The sequence below is a fragment of the Streptomyces sp. C36 genome, from assembly GCF_040932295.1.
GTDB classification, from domain to species: Bacteria; Actinomycetota; Actinomycetes; order Streptomycetales; family Streptomycetaceae; genus Streptomyces; species Streptomyces triculaminicus.
Genome location: NZ_JBFQGI010000005.1, coordinates 449,224 through 471,822, shown reverse-complemented (window position 1 = coordinate 471,822; position 22,599 = coordinate 449,224). Strand labels below are relative to the sequence as shown.

Sequence of the window (22,599 nt, the reverse complement as noted above, 5' to 3'; positions counted from 1 at the left end):
TGACAACGCGGCCTATTCGATGCCGATGAGCAGCGGCGCGGAGCGCTGTCCGCCGTGGTAGACCACCGTGTCCACGGCGAGGTGACCGCGGCGCACGTGCCGGCGCAGGCCGTCGGCGACGGCGTCGGGAACGCCCTCGCCGAGGACCAAGGTGACCATCTCGCCGCCCGCGGCCAGCATGCGGTCCAGCACGGTCCGGGCGGTGGCGGCCAGGTCGGTCCCGATGACGGCCACGTCGCCGTCGATCAGGCCGAGCACGTCCCCGGCCTGGCAGACGCCCGCCATGGTCCAGGACTGGCGTTCGGCGACGGTCAGCTCGGCGTAGCGGGTAGCACCGGCGGCGGAGGTCATGGCGACGACGTCCTCGTCGAAGCGCCGGGCGTTCTCGTGGACGGCGAGGGCGGCGATGCCCTGCACCGGGGACCGGGTGGGGATCAGGGCGACGCGCACGCCCTCGGCGCGGGCCTGCTCGGCGGCCGCGGCGGCGGTGTGCCGCAGGTCGGCGTCGTTGGGCAGCAGGACGACCTCGCGCGCGTGCGCCCGCCGGATCGCCTCCACCAGCTCCCCGCCGGCCGGCTGCTCCCCCGGCCGTACGGCCACGACGGTCGCCCCGGCCTCGGCGCACAGGGTGGCCAGTCCCTCGCCGGGGACGAGCGCGACGACGGCCCGCTGCGCCGGCTCGGGCACACGGGTGCGTTCCTCGCCGGCGCCGCCGAAGTGGGTGATGCGGACGCGGTGCGGGCGTCCGGCCTCGATGCCCGCCTCGACGGCGGCTCCGGCGTCGTCCACGTGCACGTGGACGTTCCACAGGCCGTCGCCGCCGACCACCACGAGCGACTCGCCCAGCGCGTCGAGCCGGGTGCGCAGGCGGGCGACGGCGTCGTCGTCGGCGTCCAGCAGGTAGATCACCTCGAAGGCGGGCCCACCGCCGGCCGACGGGGTGTCGCCGAGGTCGGCGGGGCAGCCTTCGGCCTGCCACACGCGCGTGGCGCGCGGCGCGCCGGCCGCCGCATCGCGGCCGGTGGTCGCGCCGGACAGGGCGGCGGCGAGCGCCCCCAGGACCTCCACCAGGCCCTTGCCGCCCGCGTCGACCACGCCGGCCCTGCCCAGGACCTCCAGCTGGCCGGGGGTGTCCTGAAGGGCCGTGCGGGCCCGCTCGTGGGCGGCGCGGGCGACGGCGGCGGCGTCCCCGGCGACGGTCGAGGCGGCGTCGGCGGCAGCGGCGGCGACGGTCAGGACGGTGCCCTCGACGGGCCGGGCCACGCCTTCGTACGCGGACTCCACGGCGCGGCGAAGGGCCCGTCCCAGGAGTGCGGCGCCGGCTTCGCGGTGCTCTTCGTCACCCGCCGCCGCGAGGACCTCGGCCATGCCGCGCAGCAGCTGGGCGAGGATGGTGCCGGAGTTGCCGCGGGCGCCTATGAGCGCGCCGTGGGCCATGGCCCGGACGGCCTCGGCGAGGCCGGGGCGGGAGCCCGGGCCGGTGGTGGCGTGGCCGTCGAAGACCGCGTCGACGGCGCGGGCGGCGGACTCGACGGTCAGGTAGAGGTTGGTGCCGGTGTCGCCGTCCGCCACGGGATAGACGTTGATCGCGTCGATCTCCTCGCGGGCCCGGCCCAGGGCGTCGAGCGCCAGCGCGCACCAGGTCCGTACCGCATCGGCGTCGAGGGGGCACCCCCGGACGGAGTCTGGGGGAGGTTGCGGCACGTGGGTCCTCCTCGGGGCTGTGGGCGATGCTGGAGCAGAGTAGTCCCGCGCCGGGTTCCGGAGGGCGTCCCGGGCGGGGTCCGGGCCGGTCATGGTAGTTTCGTTGTCCAGGAGCGGTCGTTGTATGCTGCTCCGGTTGCCTGATGAGAATCAGGCCAATCCCCCTGGCAAGCCAGTCACCTACGACCCGGCACGCCGGGATTTCCCGTAAGTGCATCTGAAGTCTTTGGAGTGACCCGTGGCTGCCAACTGCGACGTCTGCGGCAAGGGGCCGGGCTTCGGCAACAACATTTCGCACTCGCACCGCCGTACGTCCCGTCGCTGGAACCCGAACATCCAGCGTGTGCGTGCCGTGGTCGGTCGGACGCCGAAGCGCCTCAATGTCTGCACCTCGTGCATCAAGGCCGGCAAGGTCTCGCGCTAACTAGCTAGTAGCGCGGCAGCCTCGCCGCACCTTGAAAGCCGGTCACCTTCTGGTGGCCGGCTTTTTGCATGCCCGAAAAGGGCTCCGGCCCTTACGGGCCGGCCACGGTCCGGTCACGGGTCAGCGGCGGAAGGCCCAGCCGTGGTCCACCGGCCCGATGCCGCCCCCGAGCGCGAAGCCCGCCGCGATCGCGCCGGTCACGTACTCCTTGGCGGCCGCGACGGCGTCCGGCACCGACGCCCCCTTGGCCAGGCCCGCGGCGATGGCGGAGGCCAGGGTGCAGCCCGTGCCGTGGGTGTGGCGGTTGTCGTGGCGCGGCGCGCGCAGCCAGTGCTCCTCGGTGCCGTCGGTGAGCAGGTCGACCGCGTCCCCGTCGAGGTGGCCGCCCTTGATGAGCGCCCAGCGCGGGCCGTACGAGAGGACCGCCTCGGCGGCCGTCCGCAGATCGGCCTCGCGGGTCACCCTCACGCCCGTCAGCCAGGCGACCTCGTCCAGGTTGGGGGTGGCGACCGTGGCGGCGGGCAGCAGGCGCGTACGGACCGCATCGAGAGCGGAGGCGGCCAGCAGGGCGTCGCCGTGCTTGGAGACGCCGACCGGGTCGACGACCACCGGGGCCCGTACGCCGGCGAGGAGGCCGGCCACGGTCTCCACCAGCTCGGCCGAGGCCAGCATGCCGGTCTTGACGGCCTGGACGCCGATGTCGTCGACGACACTGCGGAACTGCGCCCGGACCGCCTCCGCGGGCAGTTCCCAGGCGCCTTGGACGCCCAGGGAGTTCTGGGCGGTGACGGCGGTGATCACGCTCATGCCGTGGGTGCCGAGGGCGAGCATCGTCTTCAGGTCCGCCTGGACGCCCGCACCGCCGCCGGAGTCGGAGCCGGCGACGGTCAGCACGCGTGGGGGTATCGGCATGGCGCCGAATCTACCCGCCGTGATCCTCCCGCCGTGGGCGAGGGGCCCGGGCGCTACTCCTCGGGGTCGAGGTCCCCGAAGTGGTCCCAGCCGCCCGCCTTGTCCCAGGGCGCGCCGTCGACGGTGACCTGGGGCAGCGCGGAGGGGTTGACCACCTCGCCGATGATCTTCCAGCGCGCGGGCAGCTTCACGTCCGACGGGAAGGTGGCGACGATGGCGTGGTCCTCTCCCCCGGTGAGCACCCACTGCAGGGGGTCGACGCCGACGGCCTGGCCGATGTCGTACATCTGCGTGGGCACGTCGATGGCGGCCGTACGCAGGTCGATACGGACCTTGCTGGCCTCGGCGATGTGCCCGAGGTCGGCGATGAGGCCGTCGCTGACGTCGGTCATGGCGGTGGCGCCGAGCGCGGCGGCGGCCGGACCCGCGTGGTAGGGCGGTTCGGGCCGGCGGTGGGCCTCGACGAAGGCGCGCGGCGAGCGGAAGCCCCGGGAGAGCACGGCGAGGCCGGCCGCGGACCAGCCCAGCCAGCCGGTGACGGCGACGACGTCGCCGGCCCGGGCCCCGGAGCGGGTGACCGGCTCGTGGTTGCGCAGGTCGCCGAGGGCCGTGATGGCCACGGTGATCGTCTCGCCGCGGACCACGTCCCCGCCGACCACGGCCGCTCCGGCGACCTGGCACTCGTCGCGGATGCCGTCCATCAGCTCGGTCGGCCAGGTGGCGGGGAGCTCGGCGGGGACGACGAGGGCGAGCAGGACGGCCGTGGGGACGGCGCCCATGGCGGCGATGTCGGCGAGGTTCTGGGCCGCGGCCTTGCGGCCGACGTCGTAGGCGGTGGACCAGTCGCGACGGAAGTGCCGGCCCTCCAGGAGCACGTCCGTACTGGCCACGACCCGCCGGTCGGGCGCGGCGACCACCGCGGCGTCGTCACCCGGCCCGAGACGGACCGCCGGGGTGGTGGTGAGACGGGAGGTCAGCTCTCTGATGAGCCCGAACTCCCCCAACTCGCCCACGGTGCCTTTCACTGAGCTCCTCCTCGGAGTGTCGGTTGCCCTGTTCGTGACGTGTTCCACGCCGCGCAGGCCGCGCGGGTCTCCCCGCACCGTGCGACGACGCGGTACCGTGGCGTCTCTTCTCCCCACATGATCCTCGTAGCCGCCCTGGAGGTTCCGTGGTACAGGCGTACATCCTGATCCAGACCGAGGTCGGCAAGGCGTCGACCGTGGCCGAAGTCATCGGAAAGATCGAGGGAGTGATTCAGGCCGAGGACGTCACCGGGCCGTACGACGTGATCGTGCGCGCCCAGGCGGACACCGTGGACGAACTCGGCCGGATGGTGGTCGCCAAGGTCCAGAAGGTCGAGGGCATCACCCGCACCCTGACCTGCCCGGTCGTCCATATCTAGCTCCCCCGTATGCTCGGCCGGTGAAGACTTCGCTTCGCCGGCCCCTCGGCCTGCCCGCTCTCGCCCTGCTGTGCGCGTCCGTGGCCTGTTCGGCCCCGGACGGCAAGGCGAGCCCGGCGGTGCCCACGCCGCCGGCGCGGCAGGCCGAACTCTGCCGGGCGCTGCACAAGGAGTTGCCCGAAACCGTGGACGGGCGAAAGCGGCGTGCCGCCGATCCGGTCTCCGACCTCACCGCCGTGTGGGGTGACCCGGCGATCTCGCTGCGCTGCGGGGTGGGACGTCCCAAGATCCTTACGCCCGGCACCGAACACTACAACCCCACGGCCGATTCGGTGGAGATCGACGGCGTCGGCTGGCTGCCCGAGCGGCAGCCGGACGGCAGCGTCCGCTGCACCACGACGCTGCGGCAGGCGTGGGTCGAGGTCACGCTGCCGAAGAAGGTGGTGGGCGAGGCCGGCGACATCAGTGCGCTGACCGATCTCGCCGACGCCGTCCGCAAGACGATCCCGGTGGGCGTCCTGCCCTGATCCCCGGCCCCTGGTCACAGGGTCCGGACCCGGGCCCGTGTTCGCGGGCCCGGTCCGGGTCGCGGCGCTAGCGCAGGCCCGTGGGGCGGCGCAGGGCGGCCTGCACGAGGCGGTCGACCAGCTCGGGGTACTCCACGCCGGTCTCCTGCCACATGCGCGGGTACATGGAGATGGGCGTGAAACCGGGCATGGTGTTGATCTCGTTGATCACGAACTCGCCGTCCTCGGTGAGGAAGAAGTCCGCGCGGACCAGGCCCTCGCAGGAGGCGGCCTCGAAGGCCTCCACGGCCAGCTCCTGGACCCGGCGGGTCTCGTCCTCGCTCAGCGGGGCGGGCACGATGCCGGAGGCCGAGTCGATGTACTTGGCCTCGAAGTCGTAGAAGTCGTGCGCGCTGACCGGGGGGATCTCGGCGGGCACGCTGGCGCGCGGGCCCTCCTCGAACTCGAGCACGCCGCACTCGATCTCACGGCCGCGCAGCAACGATTCGACCAGGATCTTCGGGTCGTGGCGCTGCGCCTCGGCGATGGCCTCGTCCAGGCCCGAGACGTCGTCGACCTTGGTGATGCCCATGGAGGAGCCGGCCCGGGCGGGCTTCACGAAGAGCGGCCAGCCGTGCTCGCCGGCGAAGTCCACGATCTTCTTACGGGCGGCGGCCGGGTCGGCCTGCCACTCGCGGGGGCGGATCACCTCGTACGGGCCGACGGGCAGCCCGAAGGAGAGGAAGACCCGCTTCATGTACTCCTTGTCCTGGCCGACGGCGGAGGCGAGGACGCCCGCGCCGACGTAAGGAATGCCGGCCAGCTCCAGCAGGCCCTGGAGGGTGCCGTCCTCGCCGTAGGGGCCGTGCAGCACGGGGAAGACGACGTCGACCTCGCCCAGCACCTTGGGCACGGCGCCCGGCTCGGTGTAGACGACCTCGCGGCTGGCGGGGGTGACGGGCAGCAGGACGCCGCCGTCGGCCGACTCGGTGAGGTCCTCGACGGCGGGCAGCTCGCGCCCGGCGATGGCCATCCGATCGGGGTCGTCGGCGGTCAGGACCCAACGGCCGTCGGTGGTGATACCGATCGGCAGCACCTCGTACTTGGTGCGGTCGATGGCGCGCAGGACGGCGCCCGCGGTGACCACGGAGATGGCGTGTTCGGAACTGCGGCCGCCGAAGACGACCGCGACACGCGGCTTCCGGTCAGGGCTCTGGGTGGAGGTCTCGCTGCTCATATCGCGTCGAGAGTACCTGCTGACGGCGGGTGCGTCAGTGCCGCTCGGGCTTGGCGCTGCGCGACATGAGCTCCTTGAGGGCCACCAGGGGCGGCTTGCCCTCGTGCACGATGTCCACGACCGTCTCCGTGATCGGCATGTCGACATCATGACGACCGGCCAGATCGAGCACGGACTCACAGGACTTGACGCCCTCGGCGGTCTGCTTGGTGACCGCGATGGTCTCGGCGAGGGTCATGCCCCGGCCGAGGTTGGCGCCGAAGGTGTGGTTGCGGGACAGCGGCGAGGAGCAGGTGGCGACGAGGTCGCCCATGCCCGCGAGGCCGGCGAAGGTGTGGGCGTCGGCCCCCATGGCCAGGCCCAGGCGCGTCGTCTCGGCCAGGCCGCGGGTGATGAGGGAGGCCTTGGCGTTGTCGCCGAGCCCCATGCCGTCGGCGATGCCCACGGCCAGGGCGATGACGTTCTTGACGGCGCCGCCCAGTTCGCAGCCGACGACGTCGGTGTTGGTGTAGGGGCGGAAGTAAGGGGTGTGGCAGGCCGCCTGCAGGCGCTTGGCGACGGACTCGTCGCGGCAGGCCACGACGGCGGCGGCGGGCTGCCGGGCCGCGATCTCCTTGGCCAGGTTGGGGCCGGTGAGGACGGCGACACGGTCCGGGGAGACCTTGGCGACCTCCTCGATGACCTCGCTCATCCGCTTGGCGGTGCCCAGTTCGATGCCCTTCATCAGGGATACGAGCACGGTGTCGGCCGGCAGCAGGGGCGCCCACTCGGTGAGGTTGCCGCGCACGGTCTGCGAGGGGACGGCGAGGACGGTGAACGCCGCGCCGTCGGCCGCCTCGGCGGGGTCGGTGGTGGCCCGTACGGCCGCGGGGAGCTCGACGCCGGGGAGGTAGTCGGGGTTGGTGCGGCCGGTGTTGACGGCGTCCACGAGGGCGGCGCGGCGGCCCCACATGGTCACCTCGCAGCCGGCGTCGGCGAGGACCATCGCGAAGGCGGTGCCCCAGGATCCGGTGCCGTAGACGGCGACGCGCGTCACTTGCTGTCCTCCTCGGCCGAAGCCGCTGTGCCGGTGGCCGTCCGCTGCCGGCGGGCGGCGGTGCGGGCCTTCTTGTGGTTGTACGGCTCGGCGGGGGCGGGCTCGCCGCGGAGTTCGGCGAGGAGCTCGGTGATCGCCCGCATGATGACGTCGGTGACCTCCCGCAGGACCTCGGCGGTGGGTTCCTTGCCGTAGTAGGCGGAGAGGTCGACGGGCGGGCCCGCGAGCACCTTGAGGGTCTTGCGGGGGAACAGCCGGAGCTTGTTCTCCTTGGCGTACGGCGGCATCGCCTCGTTGGCGCCCCACTGGGCGACCGGGATGACGGGCGCCTTGGTGAGCAGCGCGACGCGGGCGGCGCCGGTCTTGCCCTCCATGGGCCACATGTCCGGATCGCGGGTGAGGGTGCCCTCGGGGTAGAAGGCCACGCACTCGCCCTTGTTGATGGCGTCCACGGCGGCCCGGAAGGCCGCGGCGGCGTCGGCGGATTCGCGGTAGACGGGAATCTGCCCGGTGCCGCGCAGGATGGTGCCGACGAAGCTGCCCTTGAAGAGGCCGGCCTTGGCCAGGAAGCGGGGGACGCGCCCGGTGTTGTACTGGAAGTGGGCGTACGACAACGGGTCCAGATAGGAGTTGTGGTTGACCGCGGTGATGAATCCGCCGTCGGCCGGAATGTGCTCCATTCCCTGCCAGTCCCGCTTGAACAGAACCACGAGCGGCGGTTTCGCCAACACCGCCGTAAAGCGGTACCAGAAGCCGATTCTGCGGCGGGACACTCGGACACCCTTCTGTTGGGACCTGGAAGCTGCTGCGGGTCGTGCTGCTCACCCGGGGGCCGGACAAGTGTCGCCCCAGGTACCCGGTCTGTCGAGAACACCGTAACCCCGCGTTCCGGTCATGGCGGCGGCAGCGGGTGACAATGGGGCCGAAGCGAAGAGAGGGGGCGGATGTGGTCTGGACGCTGGTGGTGCCGCTGAAGCCGCTGGCCATGGCCAAGAGCCGGCTGCGGGCGGACCCCGGGCGGCTGCCCGGCCCGGCGCTCGCGCTGGCCTTCGCCCTGGACACGGTGGCCGCGGCGCTGGAGTGCCGGTCGGTGCGGGATGTGGCGGTCGTCACCCGCGACCCGCTGGCCGGGGCGGAGCTGGCCGCGCTGGGCGCCCGGGTGCTGCCCGAGCCGCCGGGGGCCGGGGGGCTCAACGCGGCGCTGGAGCACGGTGCGCGAGCGGTACGCGCCCACCGTCCGGACGCGGCGGTGGCGACGCTGAACGCGGATCTCCCGGCGCTGCGCACACCGGAACTCGGGCGGGTGCTCGATTTCGCCACGGAATTCCCGCGCGCATTTCTCGCGGATGCCGCGGGAATCGGTACGACACTGCTCTCGGCGGCGCCCGGAATGGAATTGGGTCCGGCGTTCGAGGGGCGTTCGCGTGCCCGTCATCACGCCTCGGGAGCGCATGAGATAGCCCTGACGGGCGTGGATTCCGTGCGCCGGGACGTGGACACGGCGGAGGATTTACGGGCGGCCCTGGCGCTGGGCGTGGGGCCCCGCACGGCGGCCGTCACCGGCGGCGTGCCGCTGGCCGCCCGGGCGGCGGACTAGGCTGCTGACCATGCAGGCCACCGCGTACACCTTCGACCCTTCGACCCGCTCCGGGAGCGTTCTCCTGGACGACGGCACGCCCGTGCCCTTCGACACGGCGGCGTTCGACGCAGGGGGCCTGCGGCTGCTGCGGCCGGGACAGCGGGTGCGGATCGAGTTCGCGGAGGGCGACGCGGGCCCGGTGGCGGAGCGCCGTGTGACCTTGGTGACGCTGCAGACGTTCTGAGCGCCCGGCCCGCACGGGCCCTGACGCACCGCGGGCCGGGCTCCCCGGAGGGAGCCCGGCCCGGCGCGTGACGCCGTGGTCGCCGCCTTACTTCTTCTTGGCGGTGGTCTTCTTGGCGGTGGTCTTGCGCGCGGTGGTGGTGCGCGTGGTGGCCTTCTTGGCGGGCGCGGTCTTCTTCGCGGCGGCCGCCTTCTTGGCCGGGGCCGCCTTCTTCGCGACGGCGGTGGTCTTCTTCGCGGCGGTGGTCTTCTTGGCCGCGGCCGCCTTGGTGGCGGGAGCCGCCTTCTTGGCGGTGGTGGCCTTCTTGGCCGTGGTCGCCTTCTTCGCGACGGCGGTGGTCTTCTTCGCCGGCGTGGCCTTGACCGCGGTCGCCTTCTTGGCGGCCGTGGTCTTCTTCGCGGCGGTGGCCTTCTTGGCGGTGGCCTTCTTGGCCGCGGCCTTGGCGGTCACCTTGCCGCCCGAAAGGCTGCCCTTGGGCGCCTTCTTGACGGAGACCTCGCCGCCCTTCGGCAGCTTCTTCGTACCGGCCACCAGGTCCTTGAAGCCCTGACCGGCGCGGAAGCGCGGCACCGAGGTCTTCTTGACCCGGACCCGCTCACCCGTCTGCGGGTTACGGGCGTAACGGGCAGGACGGTCGACCTTCTCGAACGAGCCGAAACCGGTCACCGAGACCCGGTCACCGGCGACAACCGCACGGACCATCGCGTCGAGAACAGCGTCGACGGCGTCCGCGGCCTGCTGACGGCCGCCGAGCTTGTCGGCAATCGCTTCAACGAGCTGCGCCTTGTTCACGTCTTCCCCTTCGGAGACATTGGCTGGAATGTGCTCCAGCTTTTTCGCACGTTAGGCAGATATATACCGCAAATCAAACACGAAACGGTCTAATCACCCTTGTGCCGCAACGAACTCGACCCATCACGGAGTTCCGTCGGTGTCGGGCTCTTGGGGGAAACGGCCCTCGTCGAGGTCGTTCATCAGCCGGTCCAGGCGCCTTGCCGCACCTGAGAGATCGTGCTTCGCCGAGGCCGTGATGGCCAGCAGCTGCCGGGACAGCGCCATCCGTACGCCCTCCGGGACTTGCAGTGTGCGCACTTTCGTGTGCGCTTCCTTCAGTTGGTCGGCGACAAGCCGGTAAAGCTCGAGTTGGCTGTCGCGTTCCATGCACCGATTGTGCCATCTGAGGCGAGTTGTCGCTTCACGGGCCCTCAACAAAGCAACGCGCCCCCTGTCCGAAGACAGGGGGCGCATCATGCCAAACCCTGGGTGAGCAGCGAAAATCCGGGGCCTCGGTAAGCCGTTCCGACCCGTGTGACACTGGGCCAAACGAGCCGGAATCGACCCTCAGATCAGGGTAGTGGAGGGCTTGAAAGAGGGCCTGCGGGACTCGTAGGCGACGATGTCCGCCTCGTGCCGGAGGGTCAGACCGATGTCGTCCAGCCCCTCCAGCAGACGCCAGCGGGCGTTCTCGTCAAGGTCGAATCCGGCCGTTACCCCCTCGGCCCGTACCTCCCGGGCCACGAGATCGACCGTCACCTCGACTGAGGGATCGTTCTCGGTCAGCTCCCACAGCGCCTCCACGGTCTCCTGCGGCAGGACCACCGTCAGCAGCCCGTTCTTGAGCGAGTTGCCACGGAAGATGTCGGCGAACCGGGACGATACGACGGCCTTGAAGCCGTAGTTCTGCAGCGCCCAGACCGCGTGCTCCCGGGAGGAGCCGGTACCGAAGTCGGGGCCGGCCACCAGGACCGAGGCGCCGGCGCGCTCGGGACGGTTCAGCACGAACTCCGGGTCCTTGCGCCAGGCCTCGAAGAGCCCGTCCTCGAAGCCGTCGCGGGTCACCTTCTTCAGCCAGTGCGCCGGGATGATCTGGTCGGTGTCGACGTTGCTCCGGCGCAGCGGGACGGCCCGGCCGGTGTGCGTGGTGAAGGCTTCCATGGCTCAGACCTCCAGGGGGGTGCGGTGTGCGGTGGCGTCGGTCAGGTCGGCCGGGGAGGCCAGGTGTCCCAGGACGGCGGTGGCGGCGGCGACCTGCGGGGAGACCAGGTGGGTGCGGCCGCCCTTGCCCTGCCTGCCCTCGAAGTTGCGGTTGGAGGTCGACGCGGACCGCTCGCCGGGCGCGAGTTGGTCGGGGTTCATGCCCAGACACATCGAGCAGCCGGCGTGCCGCCACTCGGCGCCGGCCGCGGTGAACACCTTGTCCAGCCCCTCCTCGACGGCCTGCAGCGCCACCCGCACGGAGCCGGGGACGACCAGCATCCGGACGCCGTCGGCGACGCCGCGGCCCTCGATGACGGACGCGGCGGCCCGCAGGTCCTCGATCCGGCCGTTGGTGCACGAGCCCACGAAGACGGTGTCCACGCGGATGTCCCGCAGCGCCTGACCCGCCGTCAACCCCATGTATTCCAGGGCCTTTTCGGCGGCGAGACGCTCGGAGGCGTCCTCGTAGGAGGCCGGGTCGGGCACGGCCGAGGACAGGGGCGCGCCCTGGCCCGGGTTGGTGCCCCAGGTGACGAACGGGGAGAGCTCGGTGGCGTCGATGACCACCTCGCGGTCGAAGACGGCGTCGTCGGCGGTGCGCAGGGTGCGCCAGTACTCCACGGCCGCGTCCCAGTCGGCGCCGGCGGGCGCGTGGGGACGGTCCTTGAGGTAGGCGAAGGTGGTCTCGTCGGGGGCGATCATGCCGGCCCGGGCGCCCGCCTCGATGGACATGTTGCACACGGTCATCCGTGCTTCCATCGACAGGTTCTCGATGGCGGAGCCGCGGTACTCGATGACGTAGCCCTGACCACCGCCGGTGCCGATCCTGGCGATGATCGCGAGGATCAGGTCCTTGGCGGTGACGCCCTCCGGCAGCTCACCCTCGACGGTGATCGCCATCGTCTTGAACGGCGACAGCGGCAGCGTCTGGGTGGCCAGGACGTGCTCGACCTGGCTGGTGCCGATGCCGAACGCCAGCGCGCCGAACGCACCGTGGGTGGAGGTGTGGCTGTCACCGCAGACGACGGTCGTGCCGGGCTGGGTGAGGCCCAGCTGCGGTCCCACCACGTGGACGACGCCCTGCTCGACATCGCCCAGCGGGTGCAGGCGGACGCCGAACTCGGCGCAGTTGCGGCGCAGGGTCTCCAGCTGGGTGCGGGAGACCGGGTCCGCGATGGGCTTGTCGATGTCGAGGGTGGGGGTGTTGTGGTCCTCGGTGGCGATGGTCAGGTCCGTGCGGCGGACCGTACGACCGGCCTTGCGCAGACCGTCGAAGGCCTGCGGGCTGGTGACCTCGTGGAGCAGGTGCAGGTCGATGAAGAGGAGGTCGGGCTCGCCTTCGGCGCGCGTGACGACGTGGTCGTCCCAGACCTTCTCCGCGAGTGTCCGTCCCATCGCTGTCCCTTTCGCCGGCGGCTCTGCCGGGCAACTCGTTGCCGGATGGTGCTGTGCGTTCCAGGTTGCAGCGTCTCGGGAAAATTTGAACTTGCGTTTCATACTTTGAGACGGGAGTATCGTTGCATGGACAACTCTGGTGGCGCCTCAAGCGGTGTGGGCGTTCTCGACAAGGCGGCTCTGGTACTGAGCGCTCTGGAGTCCGGCCCGGCGACCCTCGCCGGGCTGGTCGCGGCGACGGGCCTGGCGCGCCCCACGGCGCACCGGCTCGCGGTGGCGCTGGAGCACCACCGGATGGTGGCGCGCGACATGCAGGGCCGGTTCATACTCGGGCCCCGGCTGAGCGAGCTCGCGGCCGCGGCCGGGGAGGACCGGCTGCTGGCCACGGCGGGCCCCGTGCTCACCCACCTACGGGACGTGACGGGCGAGAGCGCGCAGCTCTACCGCCGGCAGGGCGACATGCGGATCTGTGTGGCGGCCGCGGAGCGGCTGTCGGGCCTGCGGGACACCGTGCCGGTGGGCTCCACGCTGCCGATGAAGGCCGGCTCGGCGGCCCAGGTGCTCATGGCCTGGGAGGAGCCGGAGCGGCTGCACCGCGGCCTGCAGGGGGCGCGCTTCACGGCGACGGCGCTCTCGGGCGTACGGCGGCGGGGCTGGGCCCAGTCGATCGGCGAGCGGGAGCCGGGCGTGGCCTCGGTCTCGGCGCCCGTGCGCGGCCCCTCCAACCGTGTGGTGGCCGCCGTCTCGGTCTCCGGCCCCATCGAGCGCCTCACCCGCCACCCCGGGCGCATGCACGCCCAGGCGGTGCTGGACGCCGCCCTCCGCCTCACGGAGGCGCTGCGGCGCAACGGCTGAGGGACCTCCTCACCACCGCTCGGCGTCCCCGGGGCCCGCTACGCGCAGCGTCAGGCGCGTCAGCGGGCCCTTTGTGCGGACGTCCAGGCACTCACTGAGGGTGCGGGCCAGCCACAGGCCGTCCTCGGGGGCCGCGGCCCGGCCCGGCGGGCGGAAGCCCGCGAAGGCGGGAACGGCCTCGGCCGCGGCCACCGGCTGGGTGCGCAGCAGCTCGTACGCCACCGCCCCCGGCTCCGGCCAGGCCCGCAGGGCGAGCCGGGCGCCCTCCCCCGACAGCAGATAGCCCGCCGCCTCGCTCACGGCCAGGACGGCCAGGGCCAGCCGCTCCCCGCTCAGACCGGCCGCCGCGGCCCGCTCCCGGGCGAAGCCGCGCACCACGCCGAGCCGGTCCGTGGGGCCCGTGCGGGACGCCCCGGGGGGCGCCGGGGAGCGGGGCAGCGGCATCGCCGCCGCGTACGCCGCGGGGTCGGCGTAGGTCGCGCAGGGGATCAGCCGCTGCCCGTCCAGCCGGGCGGGATGTGTGGCGCAGGCCGCCCTGGCCACGTCACGGGGCGCCGTCCTGGTGTCGTACGGGCAGATCATCCACAGCGGCAGCCCGGCCAGCAGCACGTTGAGCCCGGACTCCATGCGCTTCCACTCCGCGACCTGGCGGGCGCTCTTCCCGCACCACACCGGCTCGGCGATCATCCGCATCCGCAGCCCGGGGCGGGCACGGCGGTCGTGGTAGCCCAGGAACGCGGAGACGCGCTCGACGGGCCGGCGGCCGAAGTAGGCGGTCTCGGCGGTGTCCAGCGCGTGGGCCCGCTCCCCCAGCGCGTCCCGCAGCAGCTCGATGTTGGCGGGCGTCGTCGCGGCCAGGACGGGCTCGCCGGCCGCCAGCCCCTCGCGCACGAAGGGCACCGCCATCGCCAGGAACTCCGCGTCGCTCCCGTACAGGCAGGCGTGGTGGACGAAGCCGCCCTCCGCCCCGTGCTCAGCAGGCATGCACGGCCCCCAGCCGGAGCCCGGGTGTCCGGTCCCAGCCGACGACGGTGATGACCTGCAGCAGATGCCGTGGCAGCCCGCTCAGCTCCACGGTGCGGTGGCGGGCGGCGCGGGCGCGGGCGAAGGTCATCAGCAGCCGCAGCCCGCCGAGGTCGAGGAACTCCACCCCGGACATCTCCAGGCACACCTCGCCGCGCACCGCCGCGACCGATCCCAGCGCGTCCCGCAGCCGGCGGTGGGAGCCCGCGTCGACCACTCCCTCGATGCGCAGCCCCTGCGGGCGGTACGTGCGGGCGACGACCAGCTCCGCCGTCCGCACCAGCGGGTCGGCCTCCACGCTGCGGGCGTGCGCCGACTCGCACGCGTCCAGCGCGGCCGGATCGCAGCGGCGGATGTCGTACTGGCAGACGGCGAGCGTCTCGTCGGAGCTGAACTCCTCGGCGAGGAGTGCCTCGTAGCGCAGCAACCGGGGAACGTCGGGCAGGCCGTGCCCGCCGCGCAGGGCGGCGCACGGCTCTCCCGCGACGCGCAGCGCGCGATAGCCCTCCTCGCGCGAGCGGCGGGCGGCGCCGCGCAGCCGGCGCAGCAGGGCGGCGGCCTCCAACCGGCCCTGACCGGAGCGGAATTCCGCCAGGCGTACGACCTCGACGCGGCCGTCCAGCGCGGTGAGGGTGCCGTCGAGCCGGCACTCGTCCAGCAGGGCACCGGGGCCGGGCGGGTCGTCCTCGCCGCTGAGATAGAGGATCTTGTCCTGCGCGTCCAGTCCCCCGAGCACGAAGTCCCGCAGGATCGAGGCCCGCTCCTCGTCCGACTCGAAGAGCAGGCACGCGTGGTCGCCGGGTTGCAGCTCTCCGACGTGGACCCGGCGGCGCACGCCGTGGGGTTGGACCATGCGGGGATTATCCCGCCGCCCGGGAGACGGGGGAAGGACGCATGAAAAAATGCCCTCCGCCGAAGCGAAAGGCATTCTTTCTTTTTTGTACCCCCGACCGGATTCGAACCGGCGCTACCGCCTTGAGAGGGCGGCGTGCTAGGCCGCTACACAACGGGGGCCTGCTTTTGGTTTTGCTCAGCAGACTCAAAAAGCAATCTGCGCTGGGGTACCAGGACTCGAACCTAGACTAAGGGAACCAGAAACCCTCGTGCTGCCAATTACACCATACCCCATGGTGGTTATTAACCAGTACCCCCGACCGGATTCGAACCGGCGCTACCGCCTTGAGAGGGCGGCGTGCTAGGCCGCTACACAACGGGGGCCCTAGCGATCCCCTTCGAGGTCACCCTCTGAGGAATCAGTACCCCCGACCGGATTCGAACCGGCGCTACCGCCTTGAGAGGGCGGCGTGCTAGGCCGCTACACAACGGGGGCTTGCACTTCGCTTTGCGCTTTCGCGCGGTTTCTACTTTATCAGTAGTTTTGCGAGAGAATTTCCACCGGGATTTTCTCTTGCTGGGGTACCAGGACTCGAACCTAGACTAAGGGAACCAGAAACCCTCGTGCTGCCAATTACACCATACCCCACCGTAACTCGACCCCCCGGAAGGGGTCTTGTCTCGGCTTGCGCCTTCCGCTCCGGCCTCTCGGCCCTCTCGGGCGGCGCAGGAAGAACATTACCCGAAGGTGGACTGGGGTCCAAAATCGATAACCCGCCTGGTCTCCGGGCGGCCGTACGCACCGGGGCCCGGCGGCCTTCGGGAAGGCTGCCGGGCCCCGTACGGCGGGACGTGCGCGGGCGTCAGGCGCCGAGCTTCGCCAGGGTGGCGTCGACGCGCGCCAGGGTGCGCTCGCGGCCGAGGATCTCGAGGGACTCGAAGAGCGGCAGGCCGACCGTACGGCCGGTGACGGCCACGCGGACGGGCGCCTGGGCCTTGCCCAGCTTCAGGCCGTGCTCCTCGCCCGCGGCGACGACGGCGGCCTTGAGCGCGTCGGCGTTCCAGTCGGCCTCCGCGAGCTTGGCGCGGGCCGTGCGCAGCAGGGCGTCCGAGCCCTCCTTCATGGCCTTGGCCCAGGACGCCTCGTCCTCGACGGGCTCGTCCAGGAAGAGGAAGTCGACGTTCGCGGTGATGTCGGAGAGCACCGTGAGCCGGGTCTGGGCGTGCGGGGCGATCGCCTCCCAGGCGGCCTGGTCGAACTTCTCCTCCGCCCAGTTGGCGTGCGGCGCGCGCAGCCAGGGGGTGCAGGCGTCGATGAACGCCTTCGGGTCGAGCCGGCGGATGTGGTCGGCGTTGATCGCCTCGCACTTCTTGAGGTCGAAGCGGGCCGGGTTGGCGTTGACGTCCTTGACGTCGAACGCGGCGACCATCTCGTCCATCGTGAAGAGGTCCTGGTCGGCCGAGAGGGACCAGCCGAGCAGCGAGAGGTAGTTCAGCAGGCCCTCGCGGAGGAAGCCGCGCTCCCGGTAGAGGTTGAGGGAGGACTGCGGGTCGCGCTTGGAGAGCTTCTTGTTGCCCTCGCCCATCACATACGGCAGGTGGCCGAAGTCCGGGGTGGTGCCGTTGCCGACGCCGATCTCCGCGAGAGCGCGGTAGAGGGCGATCTGGCGCGGGGTGGAGGAGAGCAGGTCCTCTCCGCGCAGCACGTGCGTGATCTCCATCAGTGCGTCGTCGACGGGGTTGACGAGCGTGTAGAGGGGGGCGCCGTTGGCCCGCACGATGCCGTAGTCCGGAACGTTCTCCGGGGTGAAGGTCATCTCGCCGCGTACCAGGTCGGTGAAGGTGATCGGCTCGTCGGGCATCCGGAAGCGGACGATGGGCTCGCGGCCCTGGCGCTCGTACTCCGCCTTCTGCTCGTCGCCGAGCTCGCGGCACGTGCCGTCGTAGCCGGAGGGCCGGCCGGCCGCGCGGGCGGCGTCGCGGCGCTCGTCGAGCTCCTCGGTGGTGCAGTAGCAGTAGTAGGCGTGCCCGGCCTCGAGCAGCTTCTTCGCGACGTCCTTGTAGAGGTCCATGCGCTGCGACTGCCGGTACGGCGCGTGGGGGCCGCCCACCTCGGGGCCCTCGTCCCAGTCCAGGCCCAGCCAGCGCATGGCGTCCAGCAGCTGCTGGTACGACTCCTCCGAGTCGCGCGCCGCGTCGGTGTCCTCGATGCGGAAGACCAGGGTGCCGCCGTGATGGCGGGCGAACGCCCAGTTGAACAGGGCGGTGCGGACCAGGCCCACATGGGGGTTGCCGGTCGGCGAGGGACAGAAACGTACGCGGACGTTCGCGTTAGCCACGCTTGATCACCTTGTTGGTGAGAGTGCCGATGCCTTCGATGGTGACGGCGACCTCGTCGCCGACGTTGAGCGGTCCGACTCCGGCCGGGGTGCCGGTGAGGACGACGTCGCCGGGGAGCAGCGTCATCGCCTCGGTGATGTTGACGATCAGGTCCTCGATGGAGTGCACCATCTCGGCCGTGCGGCCCAGCTGGCGCTGTTCGCCGTTCACGGTGCACATGATGCCGAGGTCGGAGGGGTCGAGCTCGGTCTCGACCCAGGGGCCGAGGGGGCAGGAGGTGTCGAAGCCCTTGGCGCGGGCCCACTGCTTCTCGCGGCGCTGGATGTCGCGCGCGGTGACGTCGTTGGCGCAGGTGTAGCCGAGGATGACGTCCTTGACGCGCTCGCGCGGGACCTCGCGGCACATGCGGCCGATGACGACGGCGAGCTCCGCCTCGTGGTGGAGCTCTTCGGAGAAGGAGGGGTAGGCGATGGGGTCGCCCGGGCCGATGACGGCGGTGGAGGGCTTGAAGAAGGTGACGGGCCCCTCGGGGAGCTCGTTGCCCAGTTCCGCGGCGTGCTCGGCGTAGTTGCGGGCGACGGCGACGACCTTGTTGGGCAGAACGGGCGGCAGCAGCCGCACCTTGCTCAGCGGGATCTTCTGCCCCGAGCGCTCGAATTCCGCGAAGGGGTGCCCCTTGATGATGTCGAGGACGGGACCGCCCTCGGTCGAGGCGTCCCCCTCTACGACGCCGAAGGCGACGTTTCCGTCGATGGAGAACCTTGCGATGCGCACGGGAAGCTCGCGCCCCTTGTCTGATTGGCCGGAGTCTGACCACCTCAGGCTATCGCGGGGGGCGTGCGCGGCCCGTGCGCTCTCGCGTTTAGTCCTGGGGCAGCTGGGTCTGCGGCGCGACCATCAGAACCGTGCGGCGCGGGTTGGCGGTGGCCCCCGGCAGCTCGACCGCGTGCTCCGGGCGCTCGACGGAGGCGCCGAGGAGGGCGGTGGCGTCCTTCAGGTGCGCGAGCGTGGTGCGGCGCGGGTTGGCGGTCTTGCGGGACGGCATGGTCGTCTTCACTGGAGGTGCCTCGCGTAGTCGGTGGTGGCGCTGTTCTCGGGCGCTCTTCGGGGCCTGTTCCGGGCCGGTGCAAAGAACCAGGCTAAGGCGCCCCTATCCCCAGACGCGCGCCGCACAAGTCCTGGGCCTCCTGTGAGTTTCCTCACGACTGAACAGAAAAATGCGACATACCGGGCGGCGTTCGGGGGTCCACGAAACGGACATTGCAGGGCTGAATCACACGTTCCGCTCCTGATCATGGCGACTGGGACACCCGGGAAGTCCCCTGGTGGGCCATGCGACTCATGGCGTTAAATCCGGCATAAAGGGCGGGTTCTTCTACGGTCCGTCACGATGCCCCTTACCCAGCGTCACCCTTTTTCTCACCGCAGGCACCGGCCTTGTTGGAGGATCCGGCACTGTGCTGGAATTCCGGGGACCGCCTGGGGGGCACCGCGGTCCCCCCACGACTCGACACCGTCCCTCCGCTCATCCGGCGGGACGCCTGGTCCAGAGGTTGCGACGCTAGTGCAGGGACGTTTCAAGAGGGATGGCAGCGCTGCGGCGGAGCCGGAGCCGCGCGGTGCGACCGACCGCGGCACGCCCGTCGACGCACCGAACGGTGGCGAGCCCACCGAACGACCGAAGGGAAAGAGTGCCAACAGCACGGGCTCACGAATAGCCCTGCGCAACTGGCGCATTAGTACCCGCCTGGTCTCCCTGCTCGCCCTGCCCGTCGTCGCGGCGACGACGCTGGGTGCCCTGCGTATCGAGACCTCGCTCGAGAACGTCGACCAGCTCGACCACATGAAGCTCCTCACCGACATGACGGGCAAGGCCACCGCGCTGGCCAACGCCCTTCAGGAGGAGCGCGACAAGTCCGCCGGCCCGCTGATCCGCGACCGCAACTCCAAGGACGACGCGGTCGTCTCCTCGCGCCAGCGCACCGACCGCAACATCGAGGCCTTCACCGAGACCACGAAGAAGGCGCGCCCGGACGACCCGACGATGGTCGGTGTGCAGTCCACCCTTGTCGACATCTCGCGCGAACTCAAGAAGATCCAGAAGGTCCGCGAGAGCGCCTACAAGGACTCCGAGTACATCGCGAAGACCGTAGGCAACTACAACACCCTGATCACCTCGCTGCTGTCCCTGTCCCAGGACATGGCCCAGGCCACCAGCAACAGCGACATGATCACCGCGACGCGCGCCCTGGCGACGTTCTCCGCGGCCAAGGAGTACGCCTCCATCCAGCGAGCCGTCCTCAGCGCCGGCCTCGCCCCGGTCAAGGGCGCGCACCTGAGCGCCAACGACCTGCAGTACGGCCAGAGCGCGCTGTCCAGCGAGGAACAGGCCCTCATCCGCTTCACGGCCATCCGCTCCGGCGACTCCGCCGAGCTCCTGAAGTCGCTCAACGGCGGCATCACGGACATCACGGCCGCGAACACCTTCGCCACGCGCGCCTTCGGCAACACCAACTCGTTCAAGGACGAGAAGACCAGCTACAGGGACTGGTACGACCAGGACACCGTCAAGATCACCGAGATGGTGAAGGTCGAGACGACCCTGCTCAACCAGATGGAGCAGAAGGCCGCGGAGCTGCGCGACGAGGCCAACCAGGACGCGATCCTCAACGGTGTCCTGATCATCCTCGTCCTCGGCATCTCGCTCGTCGGCGCCTTCGTCGTGGCCCGGTCCATGGTGCGGTCGCTGCGGCGACTGCAGGACACCGCCCAGAAGGTCGCCCAGGAACGTCTGCCCGAGCTCGTCAAGCAGCTGTCCGAGACCGACCCGCAGGACGTGGACACGTCCGTGGAGTCCGTCGGTGTGCACAGCCGGGACGAGATCGGAAAGGTGGCCGCGGCGTTCGACGAGGTGCACCAGGAAGCGGTCCGTCTCGCCGCCGAGCAGGCCCTTCTGCGAGGCAACGTCAACGCGATGTTCACCAACCTCTCGCGCCGCAGCCAGGGCCTCATCCAGCGTCAGCTCTCGCTCATCTCCGAGCTCGAGAGCCGCGAGGCCGACCCGGACCAGCTGTCCTCGCTGTTCCGCCTGGACCACCTCGCGACCCGTATGCGCCGTAACGGTGAGAACCTCCTCGTCCTCGCGGGTGAGGAGCCCGGCCGACGGTGGACCCGTCCCGTGCCGCTCGTCGACGTCCTGCGTGCCGCCGCGTCCGAGGTGGAGCAGTACGAGCGCATCGAGCTCAGCGGCGTGCCGCCGACCGAGGTCGCCGGCCGCGTCGTCAACGACCTCGTGCACCTCCTCGCCGAGCTGCTCGAGAACGCGACGTCCTTCTCCTCGCCGCAGACCAAGGTCAAGGTCACCGGTCACGCGCTGCCCGACGGGCGAGTGCTGGTCGAGATCCACGACACCGGCATCGGCCTCTCGCCCGAGGACCTCGCGGCGATCAACGAGCGGCTCGCCAGCCCGCCCACCGTGGACGTGTCGGTCTCCCGACGCATGGGTCTGTTCGTGGTCGGCCGTCTGTCCCTGCGACACGGCATCCGCATCCAGCTCCGTCCGTCCGACTCGGGCGGCACGACCGCGCTCGTCATGCTTCCCGTCGACGTCGCCCAGGGCCACAAGAAGCCGGCCCCGGGTGGTGCCGCCGGCGCGGGTGCCGGTGCCGGCGCCCCCGGCGGTCAGGGAGCCCCCGCGGCCGGTCCCGGTCAGCAGCAGCGTCGCCCGGCGATCGTGCCGCGCGGCAGCGCTCCGGGCGGCGGCCTGCCCGGCCGGCCCGCCCAGGGCCCCGGCCCCAGCGGCGGTGCCGCCGCGGGCAGCCTCTTCGACGCCTCCCCGCGCGACAAGGGCGGCCCCGGCCTGCCCGTGCGCGGCAACTCCGGCCCCGCCGCGGTGCCGCCGCCGGCCGGTGCCGGCGGGCGCCCGCAGCTGCCGGCCCGTAACGCGGGCGGCTCCGCCCCCGCCGCCGGTGACGCCGGCCGCCAGGCTCCGGCCTGGGGCAACGCGCAGGCCCCGGCCGGCAACGCCGGCCGCAAGGGCCCGGGCGCCCCGGCCGACGACTGGCCGATGGCCGACAGCGGCTCCGCCCGCTCCGGTCAGGACGCCCCGCGCGGCCACGAGGAGACGGACACGTCCGGCGGCCGCCCCGCGGCCCCGGGGAACAAGCACAAGCGGAAGAAGGGCGGCCAGCCCGCCGGCGGCGCGCAGCTCAGCGGCGGCCCCGGCGACACGGCGCAGTTCCCGCCGGTCCCCGCGACCGAGCAGCCGCCGGCGGCCACGGGTGGCTTCCCGCGGCCCGGCGCCGGTGACACCGCGCAGTTCCCGCCGGTGCCCGCCGCGGGCGAGGCGCCGAACGCGCGGACGGGCTCCTTCGAGCTGCCCGGCGGCCCCTCGGCCACCGGCCAGTACGACCGGCCCGCCCCGCACGGCGGTCCGCAGAACGAGGCCACGGGCCGCTTCGCGCAGCCCGACGCCGGCGGTGCGCGGGACAACGCTCCCGCGAACAACCGGTTCGAGCTGCCCGGCGGTCCCGCCGCCGGCGGCCGCACGGACCGCCCCGCCCCCGGTGGCGAGGGCACCGGCACGCCGCTGTTCTCGGAGCTGGAGTCGCACTGGTTCCGCGACGAGCCGCAGGGCGGCGTGCCGCAGGCCGGCGTGCCGCAGCAGCCCGCCGACTCCGCGCGCCCGATGCCGCGCCGCGCCACGGGCCGTACGCCCGCCCCGGCGCCGCAGAACGGCTCGCAGGCCGGCCCGCAGAGCGGCGGTCCGCTGACCGGCGGCCCGCAGCCCTCCGGTACCGACCGGAGCCCGTCGCAGGACGCGTGGCCGGGCTCCCCCAATGACGAGCGCTGGCGCCGGGCCGAACAGGTCCGCGAGCCGGCCGCGGGTGGAAAGACCTCGTCCGGGCTGCCGCGGCGCGTGCCGCGTGCCAACCTCGTCGAGGGAACCGCCGAGACGCAGACGCAGTCCCTTCCGACCGGTCCGCAGGTCTCGCGTGCGCCCGACGACGTACGCGGCCGACTGACCAATCTCCGCCGGGGCATCCAGCAGGGACGTCAGGCCGGCAACGGCTCGACCACCGGCAGTCACAACGTTGGCCCCACTCACCAGCAGGAGCGTTAGTTGAGT

At 71.9% G+C, this 22,599-nt stretch carries 22 protein-coding genes and 5 tRNA genes; 7 read left to right on the top strand and 20 right to left on the bottom strand.

Annotated elements, in window-relative coordinates:
* Positions 1-12: 12 nt before the first annotated feature.
* Positions 13-1,704 carry a DAK2 domain-containing protein gene (locus AB4K12_RS18500; RefSeq protein ID WP_368435185.1) on the bottom strand — a complete coding sequence of 564 codons (1,692 nt, stop codon included), beginning with the start codon at positions 1,702-1,704 and terminating at the stop codon, positions 13-15.
* A gap of 238 nt (positions 1,705-1,942) precedes the next feature.
* On the opposite strand from AB4K12_RS18500, the gene rpmB reads away from it, so the two are divergent.
* A complete protein-coding gene (rpmB, locus tag AB4K12_RS18495) occupies positions 1,943-2,128 on the top strand; it encodes a 50S ribosomal protein L28 (protein ID WP_003957616.1) in 186 nt (61 codons plus the stop codon).
* 120 nt (positions 2,129-2,248) lie between these two features.
* On the opposite strand, the gene thiD is transcribed toward rpmB, so the two are convergent.
* On the bottom strand, positions 2,249-3,040 hold the full coding sequence (gene thiD / locus AB4K12_RS18490; protein WP_368435184.1) for a bifunctional hydroxymethylpyrimidine kinase/phosphomethylpyrimidine kinase: 792 nt from the start codon (positions 3,038-3,040) through the stop codon (positions 2,249-2,251).
* A 53-nt stretch (positions 3,041-3,093) separates the two neighbouring features.
* The gene (locus AB4K12_RS18485) at positions 3,094-4,065 is read right to left on the bottom strand and encodes a thiamine-phosphate kinase (protein WP_086571950.1); all 972 of its coding nucleotides are present in this window, start codon (positions 4,063-4,065) and stop codon (positions 3,094-3,096) included.
* Between the two features lie 146 nt (positions 4,066-4,211).
* On the opposite strand from AB4K12_RS18485, the gene AB4K12_RS18480 reads away from it, so the two are divergent.
* Entirely contained in the window at positions 4,212-4,445 is a 234-nt protein-coding gene (locus AB4K12_RS18480) for an Lrp/AsnC ligand binding domain-containing protein (protein ID WP_190063090.1), read from the top strand.
* A gap of 20 nt (positions 4,446-4,465) precedes the next feature.
* Positions 4,466-4,972: a DUF3515 domain-containing protein gene (locus AB4K12_RS18475; protein WP_368435183.1), complete on the top strand. Its 507-nt coding sequence runs from the start codon at positions 4,466-4,468 to the stop codon at positions 4,970-4,972.
* A gap of 67 nt (positions 4,973-5,039) precedes the next feature.
* Here AB4K12_RS18475 and AB4K12_RS18470 read toward each other — a convergent pair whose 3' ends face one another.
* Genes AB4K12_RS18470 through AB4K12_RS18460 form a run of 3 tightly spaced genes read right to left on the bottom strand, consistent with a single transcriptional unit; the run spans position 5,040 to position 7,997 of the window.
* On the bottom strand, positions 5,040-6,188 hold the full coding sequence (locus AB4K12_RS18470; RefSeq protein WP_368435182.1) for a D-alanine--D-alanine ligase family protein: 1,149 nt from the start codon (positions 6,186-6,188) through the stop codon (positions 5,040-5,042).
* Between the two features lie 34 nt (positions 6,189-6,222).
* Positions 6,223-7,224, bottom strand: coding sequence for an NAD(P)H-dependent glycerol-3-phosphate dehydrogenase (locus AB4K12_RS18465; protein ID WP_362250342.1), 1,002 nt, complete (start codon positions 7,222-7,224; stop codon positions 6,223-6,225).
* A complete protein-coding gene (locus AB4K12_RS18460; protein ID WP_368435181.1) occupies positions 7,221-7,997 on the bottom strand; it encodes a lysophospholipid acyltransferase family protein in 777 nt (258 codons plus the stop codon). Before AB4K12_RS18460 ends, AB4K12_RS18465 begins: the two co-directional genes overlap by 4 nt.
* A gap of 173 nt (positions 7,998-8,170) precedes the next feature.
* On the opposite strand from AB4K12_RS18460, the gene cofC reads away from it, so the two are divergent.
* Together cofC and AB4K12_RS18450 are read left to right on the top strand one after the other, a co-directional pair.
* Positions 8,171-8,821 carry a 2-phospho-L-lactate guanylyltransferase gene (gene cofC, locus AB4K12_RS18455; RefSeq protein ID WP_368435180.1) on the top strand — a complete coding sequence of 217 codons (651 nt, stop codon included), beginning with the start codon at positions 8,171-8,173 and terminating at the stop codon, positions 8,819-8,821.
* Positions 8,822-8,831: 10 nt separating this feature from the next.
* Positions 8,832-9,047 carry a hypothetical protein gene (locus tag AB4K12_RS18450; RefSeq protein WP_362250348.1) on the top strand — a complete coding sequence of 72 codons (216 nt, stop codon included), beginning with the start codon at positions 8,832-8,834 and terminating at the stop codon, positions 9,045-9,047.
* 87 nt (positions 9,048-9,134) lie between these two features.
* Here AB4K12_RS18450 and AB4K12_RS18445 read toward each other — a convergent pair whose 3' ends face one another.
* The 4 genes from AB4K12_RS18445 to leuC form a co-directional block, all read right to left on the bottom strand.
* The gene (locus AB4K12_RS18445) at positions 9,135-9,839 is read right to left on the bottom strand and encodes an HU family DNA-binding protein (RefSeq protein WP_368435179.1); all 705 of its coding nucleotides are present in this window, start codon (positions 9,837-9,839) and stop codon (positions 9,135-9,137) included.
* A 123-nt stretch (positions 9,840-9,962) separates the two neighbouring features.
* A complete protein-coding gene (locus AB4K12_RS18440; protein ID WP_086571969.1) occupies positions 9,963-10,208 on the bottom strand; it encodes a hypothetical protein in 246 nt (81 codons plus the stop codon).
* A 180-nt stretch (positions 10,209-10,388) separates the two neighbouring features.
* A complete protein-coding gene (gene leuD, locus AB4K12_RS18435; RefSeq protein ID WP_368435178.1) occupies positions 10,389-10,982 on the bottom strand; it encodes a 3-isopropylmalate dehydratase small subunit in 594 nt (197 codons plus the stop codon).
* A gap of 3 nt (positions 10,983-10,985) precedes the next feature.
* Positions 10,986-12,419 (bottom strand): 3-isopropylmalate dehydratase large subunit, encoded by a 1,434-nt coding sequence (gene leuC, locus AB4K12_RS18430; protein WP_368435177.1) that lies wholly within the window; start codon positions 12,417-12,419, stop codon positions 10,986-10,988.
* A gap of 126 nt (positions 12,420-12,545) precedes the next feature.
* Between leuC and ndgR the strand changes: the two genes are divergently transcribed.
* Positions 12,546-13,274 carry an IclR family transcriptional regulator NdgR gene (gene ndgR, locus AB4K12_RS18425; protein ID WP_086571975.1) on the top strand — a complete coding sequence of 243 codons (729 nt, stop codon included), beginning with the start codon at positions 12,546-12,548 and terminating at the stop codon, positions 13,272-13,274.
* A 9-nt stretch (positions 13,275-13,283) separates the two neighbouring features.
* On the opposite strand, the gene AB4K12_RS18420 is transcribed toward ndgR, so the two are convergent.
* From AB4K12_RS18420 to AB4K12_RS18375, 10 genes are all read right to left on the bottom strand, one after another.
* Positions 13,284-14,258 carry an anti-sigma factor RsbA family regulatory protein gene (locus tag AB4K12_RS18420; protein WP_368435176.1) on the bottom strand — a complete coding sequence of 325 codons (975 nt, stop codon included), beginning with the start codon at positions 14,256-14,258 and terminating at the stop codon, positions 13,284-13,286.
* Positions 14,248-15,150: an MEDS domain-containing protein gene (locus AB4K12_RS18415; RefSeq protein ID WP_368435175.1), complete on the bottom strand. Its 903-nt coding sequence runs from the start codon at positions 15,148-15,150 to the stop codon at positions 14,248-14,250. Before AB4K12_RS18415 ends, AB4K12_RS18420 begins: the two co-directional genes overlap by 11 nt.
* Positions 15,151-15,238: 88 nt before the next feature.
* A tRNA-Glu gene (locus AB4K12_RS18410) sits at positions 15,239-15,311 on the bottom strand.
* 42 nt (positions 15,312-15,353) lie between these two features.
* Positions 15,354-15,425: transfer RNA gene (locus AB4K12_RS18405), tRNA-Gln, on the bottom strand.
* Between the two features lie 17 nt (positions 15,426-15,442).
* Positions 15,443-15,515: transfer RNA gene (locus AB4K12_RS18400), tRNA-Glu, on the bottom strand.
* Between the two features lie 39 nt (positions 15,516-15,554).
* A tRNA-Glu gene (locus AB4K12_RS18395) sits at positions 15,555-15,627 on the bottom strand.
* A gap of 81 nt (positions 15,628-15,708) precedes the next feature.
* Positions 15,709-15,780 (bottom strand) — tRNA-Gln (locus tag AB4K12_RS18390).
* A 214-nt stretch (positions 15,781-15,994) separates the two neighbouring features.
* Positions 15,995-17,470 carry a glutamate--tRNA ligase gene (gltX, locus tag AB4K12_RS18385; protein ID WP_368435174.1) on the bottom strand — a complete coding sequence of 492 codons (1,476 nt, stop codon included), beginning with the start codon at positions 17,468-17,470 and terminating at the stop codon, positions 15,995-15,997.
* Positions 17,463-18,245: a fumarylacetoacetate hydrolase family protein gene (locus AB4K12_RS18380; protein WP_362250369.1), complete on the bottom strand. Its 783-nt coding sequence runs from the start codon at positions 18,243-18,245 to the stop codon at positions 17,463-17,465. Before AB4K12_RS18380 ends, gltX begins: the two co-directional genes overlap by 8 nt.
* A gap of 88 nt (positions 18,246-18,333) precedes the next feature.
* Positions 18,334-18,528 (bottom strand): hypothetical protein, encoded by a 195-nt coding sequence (locus AB4K12_RS18375; protein WP_086571984.1) that lies wholly within the window; start codon positions 18,526-18,528, stop codon positions 18,334-18,336.
* A 507-nt stretch (positions 18,529-19,035) separates the two neighbouring features.
* Here AB4K12_RS18375 and AB4K12_RS18370 point away from each other — a divergent pair.
* Entirely contained in the window at positions 19,036-22,593 is a 3,558-nt protein-coding gene (locus AB4K12_RS18370) for a nitrate- and nitrite sensing domain-containing protein (RefSeq protein ID WP_368435173.1), read from the top strand.
* The last annotated feature ends 6 nt before the right edge of the window (positions 22,594-22,599 follow it).